Source organism: Telluria sp. ZT3P25, assembly GCF_059685895.1.
The window spans coordinates 2,239,224-2,253,275 of record NZ_JCASIJ010000001.1 but is presented as its reverse complement, the minus strand read 5'-3'; the positions used below and the strand labels follow the sequence as shown (position 1 = coordinate 2,253,275).

The 14,052-nt window shown below is 67.0% G+C and carries 8 protein-coding genes; 7 read left to right on the top strand and 1 reads right to left on the bottom strand.

Going from position 1 to position 14,052, the window contains the following annotated elements; all coding sequences use genetic code 11:
- Nucleotides 1–54 precede the first annotated feature (54 nt).
- The 7 genes from AC56LY_RS10065 to AC56LY_RS10035 all read left to right on the top strand — a co-directional run bounded on the left by AC56LY_RS10065 (nucleotide 55) and on the right by AC56LY_RS10035 (nucleotide 11,906).
- Nucleotides 55–2,466: a DUF1631 family protein gene (locus AC56LY_RS10065; RefSeq protein WP_499578871.1), complete on the top strand. Its 2,412-nt coding sequence runs from the start codon at nucleotides 55–57 to the stop codon at nucleotides 2,464–2,466.
- Between the two features lie 91 nt (nucleotides 2,467–2,557).
- Nucleotides 2,558–6,064 (top strand): chromosome segregation protein SMC, encoded by a 3,507-nt coding sequence (gene smc / locus AC56LY_RS10060; RefSeq protein WP_499578868.1) that lies wholly within the window; start codon nucleotides 2,558–2,560, stop codon nucleotides 6,062–6,064.
- 176 nt (nucleotides 6,065–6,240) lie between these two features.
- Nucleotides 6,241–7,617 (top strand): cell division protein ZipA C-terminal FtsZ-binding domain-containing protein, encoded by a 1,377-nt coding sequence (locus AC56LY_RS10055; RefSeq protein WP_499578866.1) that lies wholly within the window; start codon nucleotides 6,241–6,243, stop codon nucleotides 7,615–7,617.
- Nucleotides 7,618–7,627: 10 nt separating this feature from the next.
- Nucleotides 7,628–9,985 (top strand): NAD-dependent DNA ligase LigA, encoded by a 2,358-nt coding sequence (ligA, locus tag AC56LY_RS10050; RefSeq protein ID WP_499578863.1) that lies wholly within the window; start codon nucleotides 7,628–7,630, stop codon nucleotides 9,983–9,985.
- Between the two features lie 9 nt (nucleotides 9,986–9,994).
- Complete coding sequence (gene galU / locus AC56LY_RS10045; RefSeq protein WP_499578860.1) at nucleotides 9,995–10,888, top strand: UTP--glucose-1-phosphate uridylyltransferase GalU; 894 nt, start codon at nucleotides 9,995–9,997, stop codon at nucleotides 10,886–10,888.
- Complete coding sequence (gene def, locus AC56LY_RS10040; protein WP_499578856.1) at nucleotides 10,885–11,421, top strand: peptide deformylase; 537 nt, start codon at nucleotides 10,885–10,887, stop codon at nucleotides 11,419–11,421. Before galU ends, def begins: the two co-directional genes overlap by 4 nt.
- Nucleotides 11,421–11,906 (top strand): hypothetical protein, encoded by a 486-nt coding sequence (locus tag AC56LY_RS10035; protein ID WP_499578853.1) that lies wholly within the window; start codon nucleotides 11,421–11,423, stop codon nucleotides 11,904–11,906. The genes def and AC56LY_RS10035 overlap by 1 nt, the downstream gene beginning before the upstream one ends.
- Before the next feature lie 184 nt (nucleotides 11,907–12,090).
- Here AC56LY_RS10035 and AC56LY_RS10030 read toward each other — a convergent pair whose 3' ends face one another.
- Nucleotides 12,091–13,887 carry a DUF885 domain-containing protein gene (locus tag AC56LY_RS10030; protein ID WP_499578851.1) on the bottom strand — a complete coding sequence of 599 codons (1,797 nt, stop codon included), beginning with the start codon at nucleotides 13,885–13,887 and terminating at the stop codon, nucleotides 12,091–12,093.
- Nucleotides 13,888–14,052 lie beyond the last annotated feature (165 nt).

Sequence of the window (14,052 nt, the reverse complement as noted above, 5' to 3'; positions counted from 1 at the left end):
CTGACAGGCAAGAGTGTGGCAAAATAGAGGCTCGCCTTACTTCGCCGAATCGTCATGGCCACCCCATCCGTCCAGACTCACGCCGCGCGCAATGCCGCCGCCCAGCAGGCTACGCTTGCCGAGCTGGTCGCCATCGCGTGCCGTCAGGCCGGGACGGACCTGGGCGATGTGGTCCGGCGCATCGTCTCGGTCCTGCTCGACCTCACGGCAGCCGGTCCCGATCCCCGCGCCGTCATGCGTCGGGTGAAATCCGGCAACCTCCTCAAGAGCAACGATTACGCCTTCGTCCACCTGGCCACAAGCGCACTCGAAACCGCACTGGAAGCCGAAATCGCACTGCTGGCGCCCGGCGCCCCGACTGCGCAGGTGGCCCCCGTGGCGCTGAGTCTCGTGCCACTCGAGCAGATCGATCAGCAAATGGCGCTGGACGCCGTCAGCCGCCCGTTCGACCTGCAATACTCGGAGCAGCTGGCCACCCTCGGCGTGCGTCTTGGATTGCTGCTGGGGCGCGACCTCGTGCGCGCGGCCCACAACCCATTTCGGCCTGCCGTATTTTTGGGCGCGCTGCACGCCGCCTGGTGCGAATTTGAGCCCGACGCGGAGGCGCATGGCCTGCTTGCGCCACTGCTGCGCCCCGGCCTGATGATCGATCTCGGCCCACTCTACGACGCGCTGATCGAGACGCTCAAGGCCGCGCGCAAGGGCAGGGACGATGACACGCGCTTTGCCAAGACCGATGACCGCGCCGCGCGCCGCGCCGAACGGGCACGGCGCGAAGCGTCGCTGTCGGATCAGTTGCGTCAACTCTTCGACCCGGCGCTGGCCGTGCCGGAGATTCCGAATCTGCCGCAGGGCAGCGGCGGCTGGCGGCCAAGCACCGCCTCGGGTTTCGCCATCACGGCGCCTGAACCGGCACCGGATGCGGCGCCGGCTACAAGCACGCCAGCCACCCCGGGATCGGTCGTTATGGGCGCTGCAGCCCAAGCCCAATCTGCCTTCCACCCAGTTACACCGGACCACGCCATGTCGATGCCCGCCCAGGGATTTGGTCACAGCGTCAACCACGGCGGCGCAGGCGCAGGCGCAGGCGCAGCAGCCATGCCCGGCGCGCTGCCGCTGATCGACCTGCTCGGCCGTCTCGGCGCCGGCGCTGCGATTCCCGGTCTGCCGGATATCCCGCGGTTTGCCGTCAACGCCGGTGCCCCTGGCCACAGTAATGACAACAGCGTCCCGCACGGCGCCTTCTACCTCCCGCGCCTGCGCGCCAGCCTGCCGCCGGGCGCACTGTCGCGCGCCGACGCCACCACGCTCGACTTGCTGTCACGCGTGTTCGAGGGCGTGCTGCAGGACGATGGCGTCGCGCCCGAGACGCGCGAGCTGCTCGCGTTCCTGCAGGTGCCGGTGCTCAAGGCGGCGCTACGCGACCGTAGCTTCTTTTTCGAGGAAGCGCATCCCGCGCGGCGCTTGCTCGACCTGCTCTCGCAGACGGGCTGGGAGCAGCCGGCCGACCAGGATGATCCCGTCTACCGCGCCATGCGCCGCAGCGTCGAACGGGTGCGCGATGCCGAGCAGCCCGAGTTCGAGGCCGCCGTGGCCGAACTCGAAGCCGGCCTGGCCGCGCGCGACAGTGCCGAACAGGCTGCCATCGCCGGTCCGATCGCCAATGCCACGCGCCAGGAGAAGCGGGTCGCCGCCGAGCGCTCGGCCCAGCGCGCCGTCGCCCTGCGCCTGGCCGGCGAGCAGCTCGTGCCGGCGGTGGCGGGCTTTCTCGAACAGCGCTGGAGCGCCGCGCTGGCGCTGGCCTACACGATCGAAGAGAGCCGCCCCGGCGCGATCGACAATGCCACGCGCACGATGGAAGACCTGATCTGGAGCGTCAAGCCCAAGGCGACGCAAGAGCAGCGCAAGGCCCTGATCGCGCGCCTGCCTGCGCTGCTGGCAAGCCTGAACAAATGGCTCGACGCCACCCGCTGGCAGGACGCCGAGCGGCTGCAGTTCTTTGCCGAACTGGCCGAATGCCACGCGTCGATCGTGCGCGCGCCGATCGAGCTGGCGCCCGAACGTCAGCTCGAACTGGCGGTCGAGGCGGCGCAGCAGGATGCGCTGCGCCGCGTGGCCCAAGAGCAGGCGCAGGCCGACGATGAAGCGCACGCCAGCCAGGGACCGGAAGCCGACACGCTGGCGGGCCTCGAGCGCGGCATGCGCCTCGAACTGGCCGAGGGCGATCGCGTCCGCAAGGTGCGCCTCGCCTGGGTCAGTCCGCTGCGCACGCTGTACATCTTTTCCGGCGCGGCGCGTCAGGAAGCGTTCTCGTTGCCTGCCGGGCGGCTGGCGGATCTGCTGCGCGCCGGCGCGATCCGGGTCGTGCTGGCCGAAGGGGTGGTCGGCCGCATTCTCGGCGCAGCCGTTGGCAGCGAGGCGGTCAACGATGCAGGCCCGCCGGCGGACCATCGCGCCGCCGAGTAAGCCCCTGTCCGTCGCCCTCCCGGCCATGGCCGTCGCCGTCCCGGCGATGGTATGATGCTCGCTTCTTCGCTATCTACCTGACCCACGCAACGTGCGCCTCTCTTCCATCAAATTGTCGGGATTCAAATCGTTCGTCGATCCCACCAATTTTCAGGTGCCCGGCCAGCTGGTCGGCGTAGTCGGCCCCAATGGCTGCGGCAAGTCGAACATCATCGACGCCGTGCGCTGGGTGCTGGGCGAATCGAAGGCGTCCGAGCTGCGCGGCGAGTCGATGCAGGACGTGATCTTCAACGGTTCCACGCATCGTAAGCCCGCCGGGCGCTCGTCGGTCGAACTGGTATTCGACAACAACGCCGGCAAGGCCGCCGGCCAGTGGGGCCAGTACGCTGAAATCGCGGTCAAGCGCACCCTCACGCGCGACGGCACCTCCACCTATTACATCAATGGCCAGCCGGTGCGCCGGCGCGACATCCAGGATATTTTCCTGGGTACGGGCCTGGGTCCGCGCGCCTACGCCATCATCGGCCAGGGCATGATTTCGCGGATCATCGAGTCGCGCCCCGAAGAGCTGCGCGTGTTCCTCGAAGAGGCAGCTGGCGTCTCCAAATACAAGGAACGCCGGCGCGAAACCGAAAACCGCCTGTCCGACACGCGCGAGAACCTGCTGCGGGTCGAAGACATCCTGCGCGAACTGAACGCCAACCTCGAAAAACTCGAAGCCCAGGCGGCCGTCGCGCTGCGCTTCCAGCAGATGCAGTCCGACCAGGAAGAAAAGCAGAAGCTCCTCTGGCTGCTGCGCAAGAACGACGCCAACGCCGAGCAGGTCAGGTTCTTCCGCGAAGTCGAAGAGGCGCAGACCGGGCTCGAAGCCCAGACGGCGCAACTGCGCGGCGTGGAGCTCGATCTCGAACGCCTGCGCCAGGCGCACTTCGCGGCGGGCGACCGCCTGCACACGGCGCAGGGTGCGCTCTACAGCGTGAACGCGGAGATCGGCAGCCTCGAAGCGCAGATCAAGTTTGTCGTCGAATCGCGCACGCGCCTGCAAAACCAGATCGCCACGCTGAGCGCCCAGCGCGACGACTGGTCGACCCAGGCCGAAGAGCACCGCGAAGGCCAGGAAGAAGCCGAGATGCAGCTCGAGGAACTGGCCGCGCGCGCGGAAGGCGCCCAGATCGCCGTCGAAGTGCATGGCGAGCGCCTGCCCGAACTCGAGGCGGACTGGCGCGCCGGGCAGGATGCGGCCAATGCGGCGCGCGCGCGCATCATGGCGGTGCAGCAGCGCATCGAGCTGGCAGCCGCCCACGGGCGCAACGCCGGCGGCATCCTGGCCAACCTGGTCGTGCGGCGCGAGCGCCTGCAGCAAGAGCGCAATGCGCTGAACCTGCCCGACAGCGCCACGCTCGACAACCTGCGCCTGCAGCTCGAAGAAAAGCAGCTGGCGCTCGAAGAACAGACGCTGGCGCTGGACGATGCCACGTCGCGCCAGGACACGGTCGAAGCCGAGCGCCGCCAGGCCAACGGCGACGTCCAGCGCGAGAGCGCCGCCAACACGCAGCTGGAAGCGCGCCTGGCGGCGCTGCGCCAGATGCAGGATCGCGTGCAGACGAAAGGCAAGGTCCAGCCCTGGCTGCAGAAGCACGCGCTGGCCGATTTGCCGCGTCTGTGGCAGCAGCTCGATGTGGAGTCGGGTTGGGAAACGGCGCTGGAAGCCGTGCTGCGCGAACGCGCCGGCGCGCTCGATGTGTCGGACCTTGACGCGGCCAAGGCCTTTTTCAACGACCCGCCACCGGCGCGCCTGGCGCTGTACGCGCCGCAGCCAGGCGCTGCGCGTGAAGCTGCACCGCCTGGTCTGACGCCGTTCGCGAGCCTGCTGCGCATCAACGACGCCGGCGTGCGCGGTGTGCTCGACGACTGGCTGCACGGTGTGTATATCGCACAGGACGCGTCGGAAGCGTTTGACGCGCGCGCCCGCCTGCCGCATGGCGCCAGCTTCGTCACGCGCCAGGGGCACGTGATCACGCGTTCGAGCGTGCGCTTTCATGCGCCCGACGCCGAGCAGGATGGCATGCTGGCGCGCCAGCACGAGATCGACAACACCGACAAGCAGGTGCGCGCGCAGGCGCTGCTGGCGGGTGAGGCGCGTGAGCGCGCTGCCCGCGCCGACGCCGCCGTTCTCGATCTGGCGCGGCGCGTGCAGGATGCGCGTGCCCGCGTCGCGACCCTGCAGCGCGAAGTGCACACGCTGCAGATCGAGGTGCTCAAGCAAAGCGAGATCGAAGCGCGCTTCAACCAGCGCAGTGGCCAGATTGCGGCCGACCTGACCGAGATCGCGGCGCAGGAATCCGAACAGCGCCAGGCGCAGCTTGAGGCCGAGCAAACCTTCGAAGAACTCGAGATGCAACTGGCCGAACTGCAGGAAGCGAGCGAAGACGACCAGGCCGCGTTTCAGGAGCAGGCGCTGGCCCGCGCGCGCGAACACTTGCGCGACCTGGAACGCGGCGCGCAGGAAGCGCAGTTCGCCGAGCGCGCCCAGCGCAGCCGCATCGATGAATTACGCCGCACGATCGCCACCGCCGCCACGCAGGCCGAGCAGGTTGGCGCAAGCCTGGCGCAGGCGCGCCTGGAACTGGAAGCGCTCGAAAGCGGCAGTGCCCACGAGGGCCTGCAAGTGCTGCTCGACCAGCGCACGACGCAGGAGGCGGCGTTATCAAGCGCCCGCCATGAACTCGATCAGGTCGCGCAGCAGCTGCGCACGGCCGAAGAATCGCGCATGCAGACCGAGCGCAGCCTGCAGCCGCAGCGTGACCGCATCACCGAGCTGCAACTGAAGGAGCAGGCCGCGCGCCTGAACCAGGAGCAGTTCGCCGAAGCGCTTGCCGCTACCGGCGCCGACGAAGCCGAGTTGCATGCCAAGCTCGCCCCCGATCTGAAGCCGCAATACCTGCAGGGCGAAGTCACACGCCTGACCAATGCCATCGCCGGTCTGGGCGCCGTCAACCTGGCAGCGGTGGACGAACTGGCGCAGGCGAGCGAGCGCAAGCACTTCCTCGATTCGCAGAACGCCGACCTCAGTGAAGCCATCGCCACGCTGGAAGACGCGATCGGGCGCATCGACCGCGAAACGCGCGACCTGCTGCAAGACACGTTCGACCGCGTGAACGGGCATTTCTCGGAGCTGTTCCCCATCCTGTTCGGCGGCGGCAATGCGCGCCTGGTCATGACGGGCGACGAGATCCTCGACGCCGGCGTGCAGGTGATGGCCCAGCCGCCGGGCAAGAAGAACGCGACGATCCACCTGCTGTCGGGCGGAGAGAAAGCCCTGACCGCCACCGCGCTCGTGTTTTCGATGTTCCGCCTGAACCCGGCCCCATTCTGCCTGCTCGACGAAGTCGACGCGCCGCTGGACGACGCCAACACCGAGCGGTTCTGCCGCATGGTCAAGCGCATGTCCGAGCACACGCAGTTCCTCTTCATCTCGCACAACAAGATCGCGATGGAGATGGCCAGCCAGTTGATCGGCGTGACGATGCAGGAGCAGGGCGTCTCGCGGATTGTCGCGGTGGACATGGAAGCGGCCGCTGACCTCGTCGCCGCATAATCGCACGACGCGTGTCAGAATGCTAATAAATGACATTCACGCGGGGGAGTTGGTATCATTGCATGCCTTCGCGTGGGGACTGCCCGCACACGTGGCATTTCGATTGAATCACCCAGTTCGCGGCAAGACCAGGACCGTGCGTCCGGCGCGACTTTCGCTATTGAGGCACAAGCAGCATGACTGATCTCCAAATGAGCCTGATCGCAGCCGGCGGCGTGTTCGTCGTCGGTGTCGTCACTTACAACAAATGGCAGGAATACAAGGCCAGGAAAAGCGTCGAGCGCGCGTTCGCATCGGACCACGACGACGTGCTGATGCGCACCGGCGAAGGCGCGCCGGCAGCTGAACGCAGCGAGCCGATGTTCGATCTCGGCATGCCACCAGCTGTACCGGAGCACGCACCTGTTGCGACTCCTGCTGCCACTCCTGCGCCTGCGAAGGAGGGCGAGTTTACCTACACGCGCGTGAACGAGCCGACGCTCGACGCAGCGGCATTCACCGTCACCGACACCAAGCCCGAGCCGCAGCTTGACGCGCCGGTACTGGCCGACACGCCGGCGCCGTCGGTCGATGAAACCCCTGTCCCTGCAATGACGCCGATGCCTGTGCCAGCCATGCCGGCTGCACCGGCTGTACCAGCTGCGCCCATCGCGCCGCCACCTTCCCGCGCTGCCGGCTCCACCGCCGCGCAGGACGCCGTCGCCGCATCGCTCCCGGGCACCCGTCCCGGCATGCCGCCGGCCGAACTGGCCGAATGCCTGGTCGACCCGCTGATCGATTGCATGATTCCGCTGGCGCTCGAAGCGCCGGTCCGTGGCGACAAGATCCTGCCGACGCTGCACGGCCTGCGCCGCGTGGGCAACAAGCCGATCCACTACATCGGCTTTGCCGTCAGCGGCGAATGGGAACCGATCGTCCATGGCGGCGTGTACACCAAGCTGCAGGCGGGCGTCCAGATGGCCACGCGCACCACCGCGCTGAACGAACTCGAATACTCCGAACTCGTCACGCGCCTGCGCGCCGTCGGCGACGACATCGGCGCCGAGCCCCACGTGCCGGACATGATCGAAGTGATGAGCGAGGCGCGCACGCTGCACCGCTTCGTTGCCGGCCACGACGCGCAACTGAGCGTCAACCTGGCAGCCAACGGCGCGCCTTGGGCGATGTCGACGCTGATCGGCGCACTCGAGAACGCGGGCTTCGACGTGCGGCCCGACGGGCGCTTTGCAATGCCGGACCGCGACGGTGCCACCAACAGCGTGCTGTTTACGCTCTCGACCAATGTCACGCTGGGCGCCGACACCACGTCGCGCCTGACGTTGCTGCTGGACGTGCCGTGCGTGGCGCCGGCCCGTGACGCCTTCGGCCGCATGGTCGATACCGCACGCGCACTGACGCAGCGCCTGGACGCGACCATCGTCGACGATGGCAACCAGCCGCTCGAAGCCGAAGTGCTCGACGAGATCAAGGGCCAGGTAGTCGAATTCTACGCCGAGATGGACGCGGCCGACATCGCCGCCGGCTCCACCCGGGCGCTGCGCCTGTTCTGCTGAGGACCGCACCGTGACCGAGCAACCCGATGCCCCGGCCCGGATGGCCTGGCTGGTCGCGGAATTGAACCGCGCCAGCTACAACTACCACGTGCTCGACGCTCCGACGATTCCGGACGCCGAGTACGACCGCCTGTACCACGAACTGGCCGCGCTCGAGACGCTGCACCCACAAGCGATCGCGCCCGATTCACCGACCCAGCGCGTGGGCGACGCCCCGATCCCCGAATTCAACCAGGTCACGCATGCAGTACCGATGCTGTCACTGAATAACGGATTCGCCGACGACGATATCGACAACTTCGATCGCCGCGTGCGCGAGGGACTCGAAGCGCGCGACGTCGCCTATAACGCCGAACTCAAATTCGACGGTCTGGCCATCAGCCTGCGCTACGAAAACGGCCGCTTCGTGCAGGCTGCAACCCGCGGCGACGGTTACACGGGCGAAGACGTCACCGCCAATATCCGCACCGTGCGTGTGATCCCGATGCGCCTGCATGGCGACGCCGTACCGGACGTGCTTGAAGTGCGCGGTGAAGTCCTGATGTTCAAGCGTGATTTCGAGAGCCTCAACGAGCGCCAGCGCGCCGCGGGCCAGAAGGAATTTGCCAACCCGCGCAACGCCGCTGCCGGCAGCCTGCGCCAGCTCGATGCGCGCATCACCAATGCGCGCCGGCTGCGCTTTTTTGCCTATGGCGTCGGCCAGCTCGAGGGCGCGCAGGATGCGTTGCCCGCATCGCATTCGGCGATGCTCGACTGGCTCGATGCGCTTGGCCTGCCTGTGGCCAAGGAACGCCAGGTGGTGACCGGCCGCGATGGTTTGCTGGCGTTTTATCGCGACATCGGCGAGCGCCGCGCAGCGCTGCCGTACGAGATCGACGGTGTCGTCTACAAGGTCGACCGGCTGGAGGATCAGCGCACGCTGGGCTTCGTCTCGCGCGCGCCGCGCTTCGCGCTGGCGCATAAATTCCCGGCCGAAGAAGCCTTGACCACGGTCCAGGCGATCGAGGTCCAGGTCGGCCGCACCGGCGCCATCACGCCGGTGGCGCGCCTGGTGCCGGTATCGGTTGGCGGCGTCACCGTCACCAACGCCACGCTGCACAACGAAGACGAAGTACGGCGCAAGGACGTGCGCGTTGGCGACACGGTCATCGTGCGCCGCGCCGGGGACGTGATCCCCGAAGTGCTGGGCGTGGTGCTCGAACGCCGCTTGACGCCGGAACCTCCGGTGTACACCTTGCCGGCAACCTGCCCGGTGTGCGGCTCGCACGTCGTGCGCGAAGAAGGCGAGATCGTCGCGCGCTGCTCCGGTGGCTTGAGCTGCGCGGCGCAGCGCAAAGAGGCGATCCGCCACTTCGCCGGCCGGCGCATGATGGACATCGAAGGCCTGGGCGACCGCTACATCGACAGTCTGGTCGAAGCGGACCTGGTCACCGGCGTGGCCGACCTGTACAAGCTGACCCAGGACGACCTGCTCAAGATGAAGCGCCTGGCCGACGAGGCCGACGATGGGGCGCCGGAAACCGTCCGGCAGGGCAAGGTGCCCACCAAGTGGGCCGACAATCTGCTCGCGGCGATTGCTGCCAGCAAGGCGCCGCCGCTCGAACGCCTGCTGTTCGCACTGGGTATCCGCCATGTGGGCGAGTCCACCGCCAAGACTCTGGCCGAGTATCTGGGCAGCCTGGCGCTGGTGCGCCGCGCTCCGGCCGCGCTGCTGCGCGTGCTGCCCGATATCGGCGGCACAGTGGCGCAGTCGATCGCCGACTTCTTTGCTGAAGAAAAGAACCAGACTGCACTGGACGCCTTGCTCGCAGCCGGCGTGGCGCCCAAGGGCGAGCATCCGCCCAAGGCGCAGCTGCGCGAGCTGCTTGACGAGATCAAGCTGCTGGCGGCTCTGGACATCCCGAAACTGACCGAGCCGCGTGCGCGCCAGATTATCGCTGGGGGCCAGACGCTCGACGCCATCGCCGCGCGCACCGACTTCGGCATCTTCGGCTTGCCGGCCACGGTGGCGAGCGCGCTCGAAGAATGGCTGTTTGAGGCGGCCAACCGCGACCTGCTGACGACGCTGGCGGCCATGCGGCGCGAACTGCTCGACCTGGTGCCGGAAGCAGCGCTGGCGCCGGAAGGCCCGTTGACCGGCAAGACGTTCGTGCTGACCGGGACGCTGCCGACGATGAGCCGTGATGCGGCCGGCGCGCTGATCGAAGCGGCCGGTGGCAAGATCGCCGGCTCGGTATCGAAGAAGACCTCGTACGTGGTGGCCGGTGCCGAGGCGGGCAGCAAGCTGGCCAAGGCCGAAGAACTGGGCGTCGCGATCCTGGACGAAGCGGCGCTGCTGGCACTGCTCGAACAATCATCCCCAACCTGACTGAATACGATGCCCCTGATCCGCAAAGCCGTATTTCCAGTGGCCGGCCTTGGCAGCCGCTTCCTCCCCGCGACCAAGGCGCAGCCGAAGGAAATGCTGCCGATCGTCGACAAGCCGCTGATCCAGTATGCGGTCGAAGAGGCGGTCGCCGCCGGCATCACGGAGCTGATCTTCATCACGGGCCGCAACAAGCGCGCGATCGAAGACCATTTCGACACCGCCTACGAGCTCGAAGCCGAACTGGAAGCGGCTGGCAAGACGGCGCTGCTCGAGACGGTGCGCAATGTCATTCCGAAGAACGTCAACTGCATCTACATCCGCCAGTCTTCGCCCCTGGGCCTGGGCCACGCGGTGCTGTGCGCTCGCCCGGTGGTAGGCAACGATCCATTTGCCGTCCTGCTGGCCGACGACTTCATGGACACGGCCGCCGGCCACAAGCCGGTGCTGGCGCAGATGACCGATCTCTACACGTATGAACGCAGCACCATCCTGGCGGTGCAGGACGTGCCGCGCGAGCAGACGCGCCAGTATGGGATCGTCAGCGCCACGCCATATCGTCCGGGCCTGGAGCTGGTGTCTGGCATCATCGAGAAACCGCAGCCGGCCGATGCGCCGTCGACGCTGGCCGTCGTTGGCCGCTACGTGCTGTCACCATCGATCTTCGGCTACCTCGAGACGATCGGCAAGGGCGCCGGCGGCGAAATCCAGCTCACCGACGGCATCGCCGCGCTGATGCAGGCCGAACGCGTGCTGGCCTACCGCTACGCTGGCCAGCGCTACGACTGCGGCTCCAAACTCGGCTACCTGCAGGCGATGACGGCCATGGGCCTGAAGCACCCCGAAACGGCCGAAGGCTTTCGCGCGTCGCTGGCCGGGCTGCTGGCCGGAGAGGGGGCACAATGACCGTCCGAACCATCCTGCGCATGGGCGATCCGCGCCTGCTGCGCGTGGCCCCGCTGGTCACTCAATTTGATACGCCCGAGCTGCACATGCTGGTGGCGGACATGTTCGAGACCATGCATGCGGCCAAAGGCGTTGGCCTGGCTGCGCCGCAGATCGGCGTCGACCTGCAACTGGTGGTCTTCGGCTTCGCCAGCAACCAGCGCTATCCGGACGCGCCGCCGGTGCCCGAGACCGTGTTGATCAATCCCGTGCTCACGCCGATTGGCGAGGCGATGGAAGAAGGCGTTGAAGGCTGCCTGTCGATACCCGGCCTGCGCGGCAGCGTGCCACGCTACACGCGCCTGCATTACGAGGGCTTCGACCAGTTCGGCAAGCGCATTGCTGTCGACGCCGAAGGATTCCATGCGCGCGTCGTGCAGCATGAAGTGGATCACCTGCTGGGGATCCTGTACCCATCGCGTATCCGCGACTTCAACCGCTTCGGTTTCACCGACGTGATGTTCCCTGACCTTGAGACGAAAGCGGACATTTGATGCGCACCCTGTATTTGCTGGCGCTCCTGGGCGCTGCCCCGCTGGCGCATGGCGCCGACTTCTTCACGAAGATCGACCCGGCCCCAACCAGCGAGTTGTGGATCGACACGGGCTTTTACACGGCCCACTTCGACGGCGACAAGGACCTGAACAACAACAACAAGGGCCTGGCGCTCGAGTACCGCTTCAGCGGCACGCTGGCCGCCACCGGCGGGCGCTTCTATAACAGCGACCGTGCCTGGTCGAACTACGCCGGCGTGATCTGGCAGCCGTACGCGGTGGGACCGGTGCGCGTGGGTCTGGCGCTGGCGGCGTTCGACGGCTACCCGAAGACGCGCGACGGCGGCTGGTTCCCGGGCGTAATCCCCACGCTGACCTACGAGTACGAGCGCGTGGGCGTGAATGTCGGGATCATCCCGAACTACAAGGACCGCCTGTACGGCGGGATCTCGTTCCAGCTCAAGTTCAAGCTGTTCCAGCGATAAATACAAAAAGCCGGGGTCAGGTCTGACATTCGGACACGATCTCGACAGTCAGGTAGCTGTCACTGGGCAGTATCAATACGAGGCAAGATACCAGTGGAATCGGCTGAAGCTGAGGCCGTGTCCGAATGTCAGACCTGACCCCGGCTGTGTGACCCCAGCTGTGCCGCTCACCCTGCAGTAGCAATCAGCCTTCCTTCGGATACGGACTCGGTCCGCCCTCCGCGATGAACGCGTCGATCCGTTGCTGCAGCACCGGCAGCGGCACCGATCCCATATGCAGCACGGTGTCGTGGAAGTTGCGGATATCGAACTTCGGCCCCAGTGCCTTTTCGGCCCGCGCGCGTGCTTCCTGGATCGCCATCTGGCCCAGGTAATACGACAGCGCCTGGCCCGGCCACGAGATGTAGCGATCCACTTCAGTCTCGACTTCGTGCTTCGACAGCGCCGTGTTCTCCATCAGGTAGGCCTGCGCCTGTTCGCGCGTCCAGCCCTTGGCATGCACGCCCGTGTCGACCACGAGGCGTGACGCGCGCCAGGCCTGGTAGCTGAGCATCCCGAAGACTTCATACGGCGTCTCGTAGATCCCCATTTCGGCGCCCAGGCGCTCGGTGTACAGCGCCCAGCCTTCGCCATAGGCCGAGATGTACGCACGCCGGAACGGCGGCACGCCTTTCTGTTCCTGCGCCAGCGGAATCTGGAAGGCGTGACCGGGCGCCGATTCGTGCAGCGTCAGTGCCGGCAGGCTGTACAGCGGGCGCGCAGGCAGGTTGTAGGTGTTCACCCAATACATGCCCGGCCCGCCGCGGCCCGCCGTCCAGAACGGCGCCTGGTCGTCCGGTACCGGCACAATCGCAAAGCGCCGGCGCGGCAGGTGGCCGAAATACTGGTCGGCCTTGGCGTCGAAGCGCTTGGCGGTCCACGCCGCACTCTTGAGCAGCTCGGCCGGCGTCTTGGCGTAGAACTGCGGATCGGTGCGCAGGAACTGCAGGAAGGCCTGCAGGTCGCCCTTGAACCCGACCTGCTGCATGATGGCGTGCATCTCGGCGCGGATCTTGGCCATCTCGGCCAGGCCGATTGCATGGATCTGGTCGGCCGTCAGGCTGGTCGTCGTGAATTCGACGATCTTCGACTGGTAGTAGTCCTTCCCGCCTGGCATGTCCTGGGCGGCCAGCGTGGTGCGCGCCTTCGGCACGTATTCGTCGCGGAAGAACGCGAGCGTCTTCGCGTGCGCCGGCTGCACCTTGTCGGCGATGATGGCGACGGCCTGGCGGCGCAGCGCTTCCTGCTCGGCCGCGGGCATGGTCGACGGCATCTCTTTGAACGGGCCGTAGAACACGGTGTCCTGCGGCGTTTTGGCCTCGGTCACCGACAGCAGCGTGCTTTCGCGGCCGGCCAGCGTGACCTTCGGCGGTGTGAAGCCGCGCGCCAGGCCGGCGCGCATATTGCCGATCTCTTCGTCGAAGTAGGCGGGGATGCCTTCAAGCTGATCGAGGTAGTTTCGATAGGCCTGCGTGGTCTTGAGCGGGCGGCGCGCGCCGTAGGTGACGCCGGTCCAGAACGCGCTGTCGGCATTGACCGGCTGCTCGAACTCGCGAAACACCTGGGCGTCGTGCAGCGAAGCGATCTGCGCGCGGTAGACGGCGAAGTTGATCCGCTCGGCGGGCGACAGGCTGGCAGGCTTGATTGCATCGAGCTGTTTCAGGATGCCGGCCCAGTAGACGCGGCGCGCTTCCTGCGCCGGTGCATCGACCCGGGCGAAGCCGCGGCTGGCGTCCGGCGCGTCGTCATCGCGTTCGAGCTTTTCGGCGACGCGCCACGTCCATTCCCGCGTGTAGATGTCCTTGAAGCGCGCATCGGCTGGCGTGACCTGCGCGGTTTTGCCCGCTGCAGGCGCTGCCGCCACCGACGCTGCTGGCGCCATGGCCAATCCCATTACCACGAAGGCCGTCGAGATGACGGCGCTGAGCTTCTTCTTTTCCATTGAATCCCAATCCATGAGTGTGCATGATGCTCGGGAGCAGGTTCGCCCGGCGCATGCCATCTTAGCGGGGATTGTCGCGCATGCCTACTCCAGAGAGGCACCTCGCACCTGCGTAAACACGCGATATTGACTGCCTGTTCGTGTCGCTTTCCACCCATTATTTAC

Excerpts from the sequence above, each read along its gene's own strand:
- AC56LY_RS10030 (WP_499578851.1), bottom strand. The coding sequence starts at position 13,887 with ATGGAAAAGAAGAAGCTCAGCGCCGTCATCTCGACGGCCTTCGTGGTA.
- galU (WP_499578860.1), top strand. The coding sequence starts at position 9,995 with ATGCCCCTGATCCGCAAAGCCGTATTTCCAGTGGCCGGCCTTGGCAGC.
- AC56LY_RS10055 (WP_499578866.1), top strand. The coding sequence starts at position 6,241 with ATGACTGATCTCCAAATGAGCCTGATCGCAGCCGGCGGCGTGTTCGTC.
- def (WP_499578856.1), top strand. The coding sequence starts at position 10,885 with ATGACCGTCCGAACCATCCTGCGCATGGGCGATCCGCGCCTGCTGCGC.
- AC56LY_RS10035 (WP_499578853.1), top strand. The coding sequence starts at position 11,421 with ATGCGCACCCTGTATTTGCTGGCGCTCCTGGGCGCTGCCCCGCTGGCG.
- AC56LY_RS10065 (WP_499578871.1), top strand. The coding sequence starts at position 55 with ATGGCCACCCCATCCGTCCAGACTCACGCCGCGCGCAATGCCGCCGCC.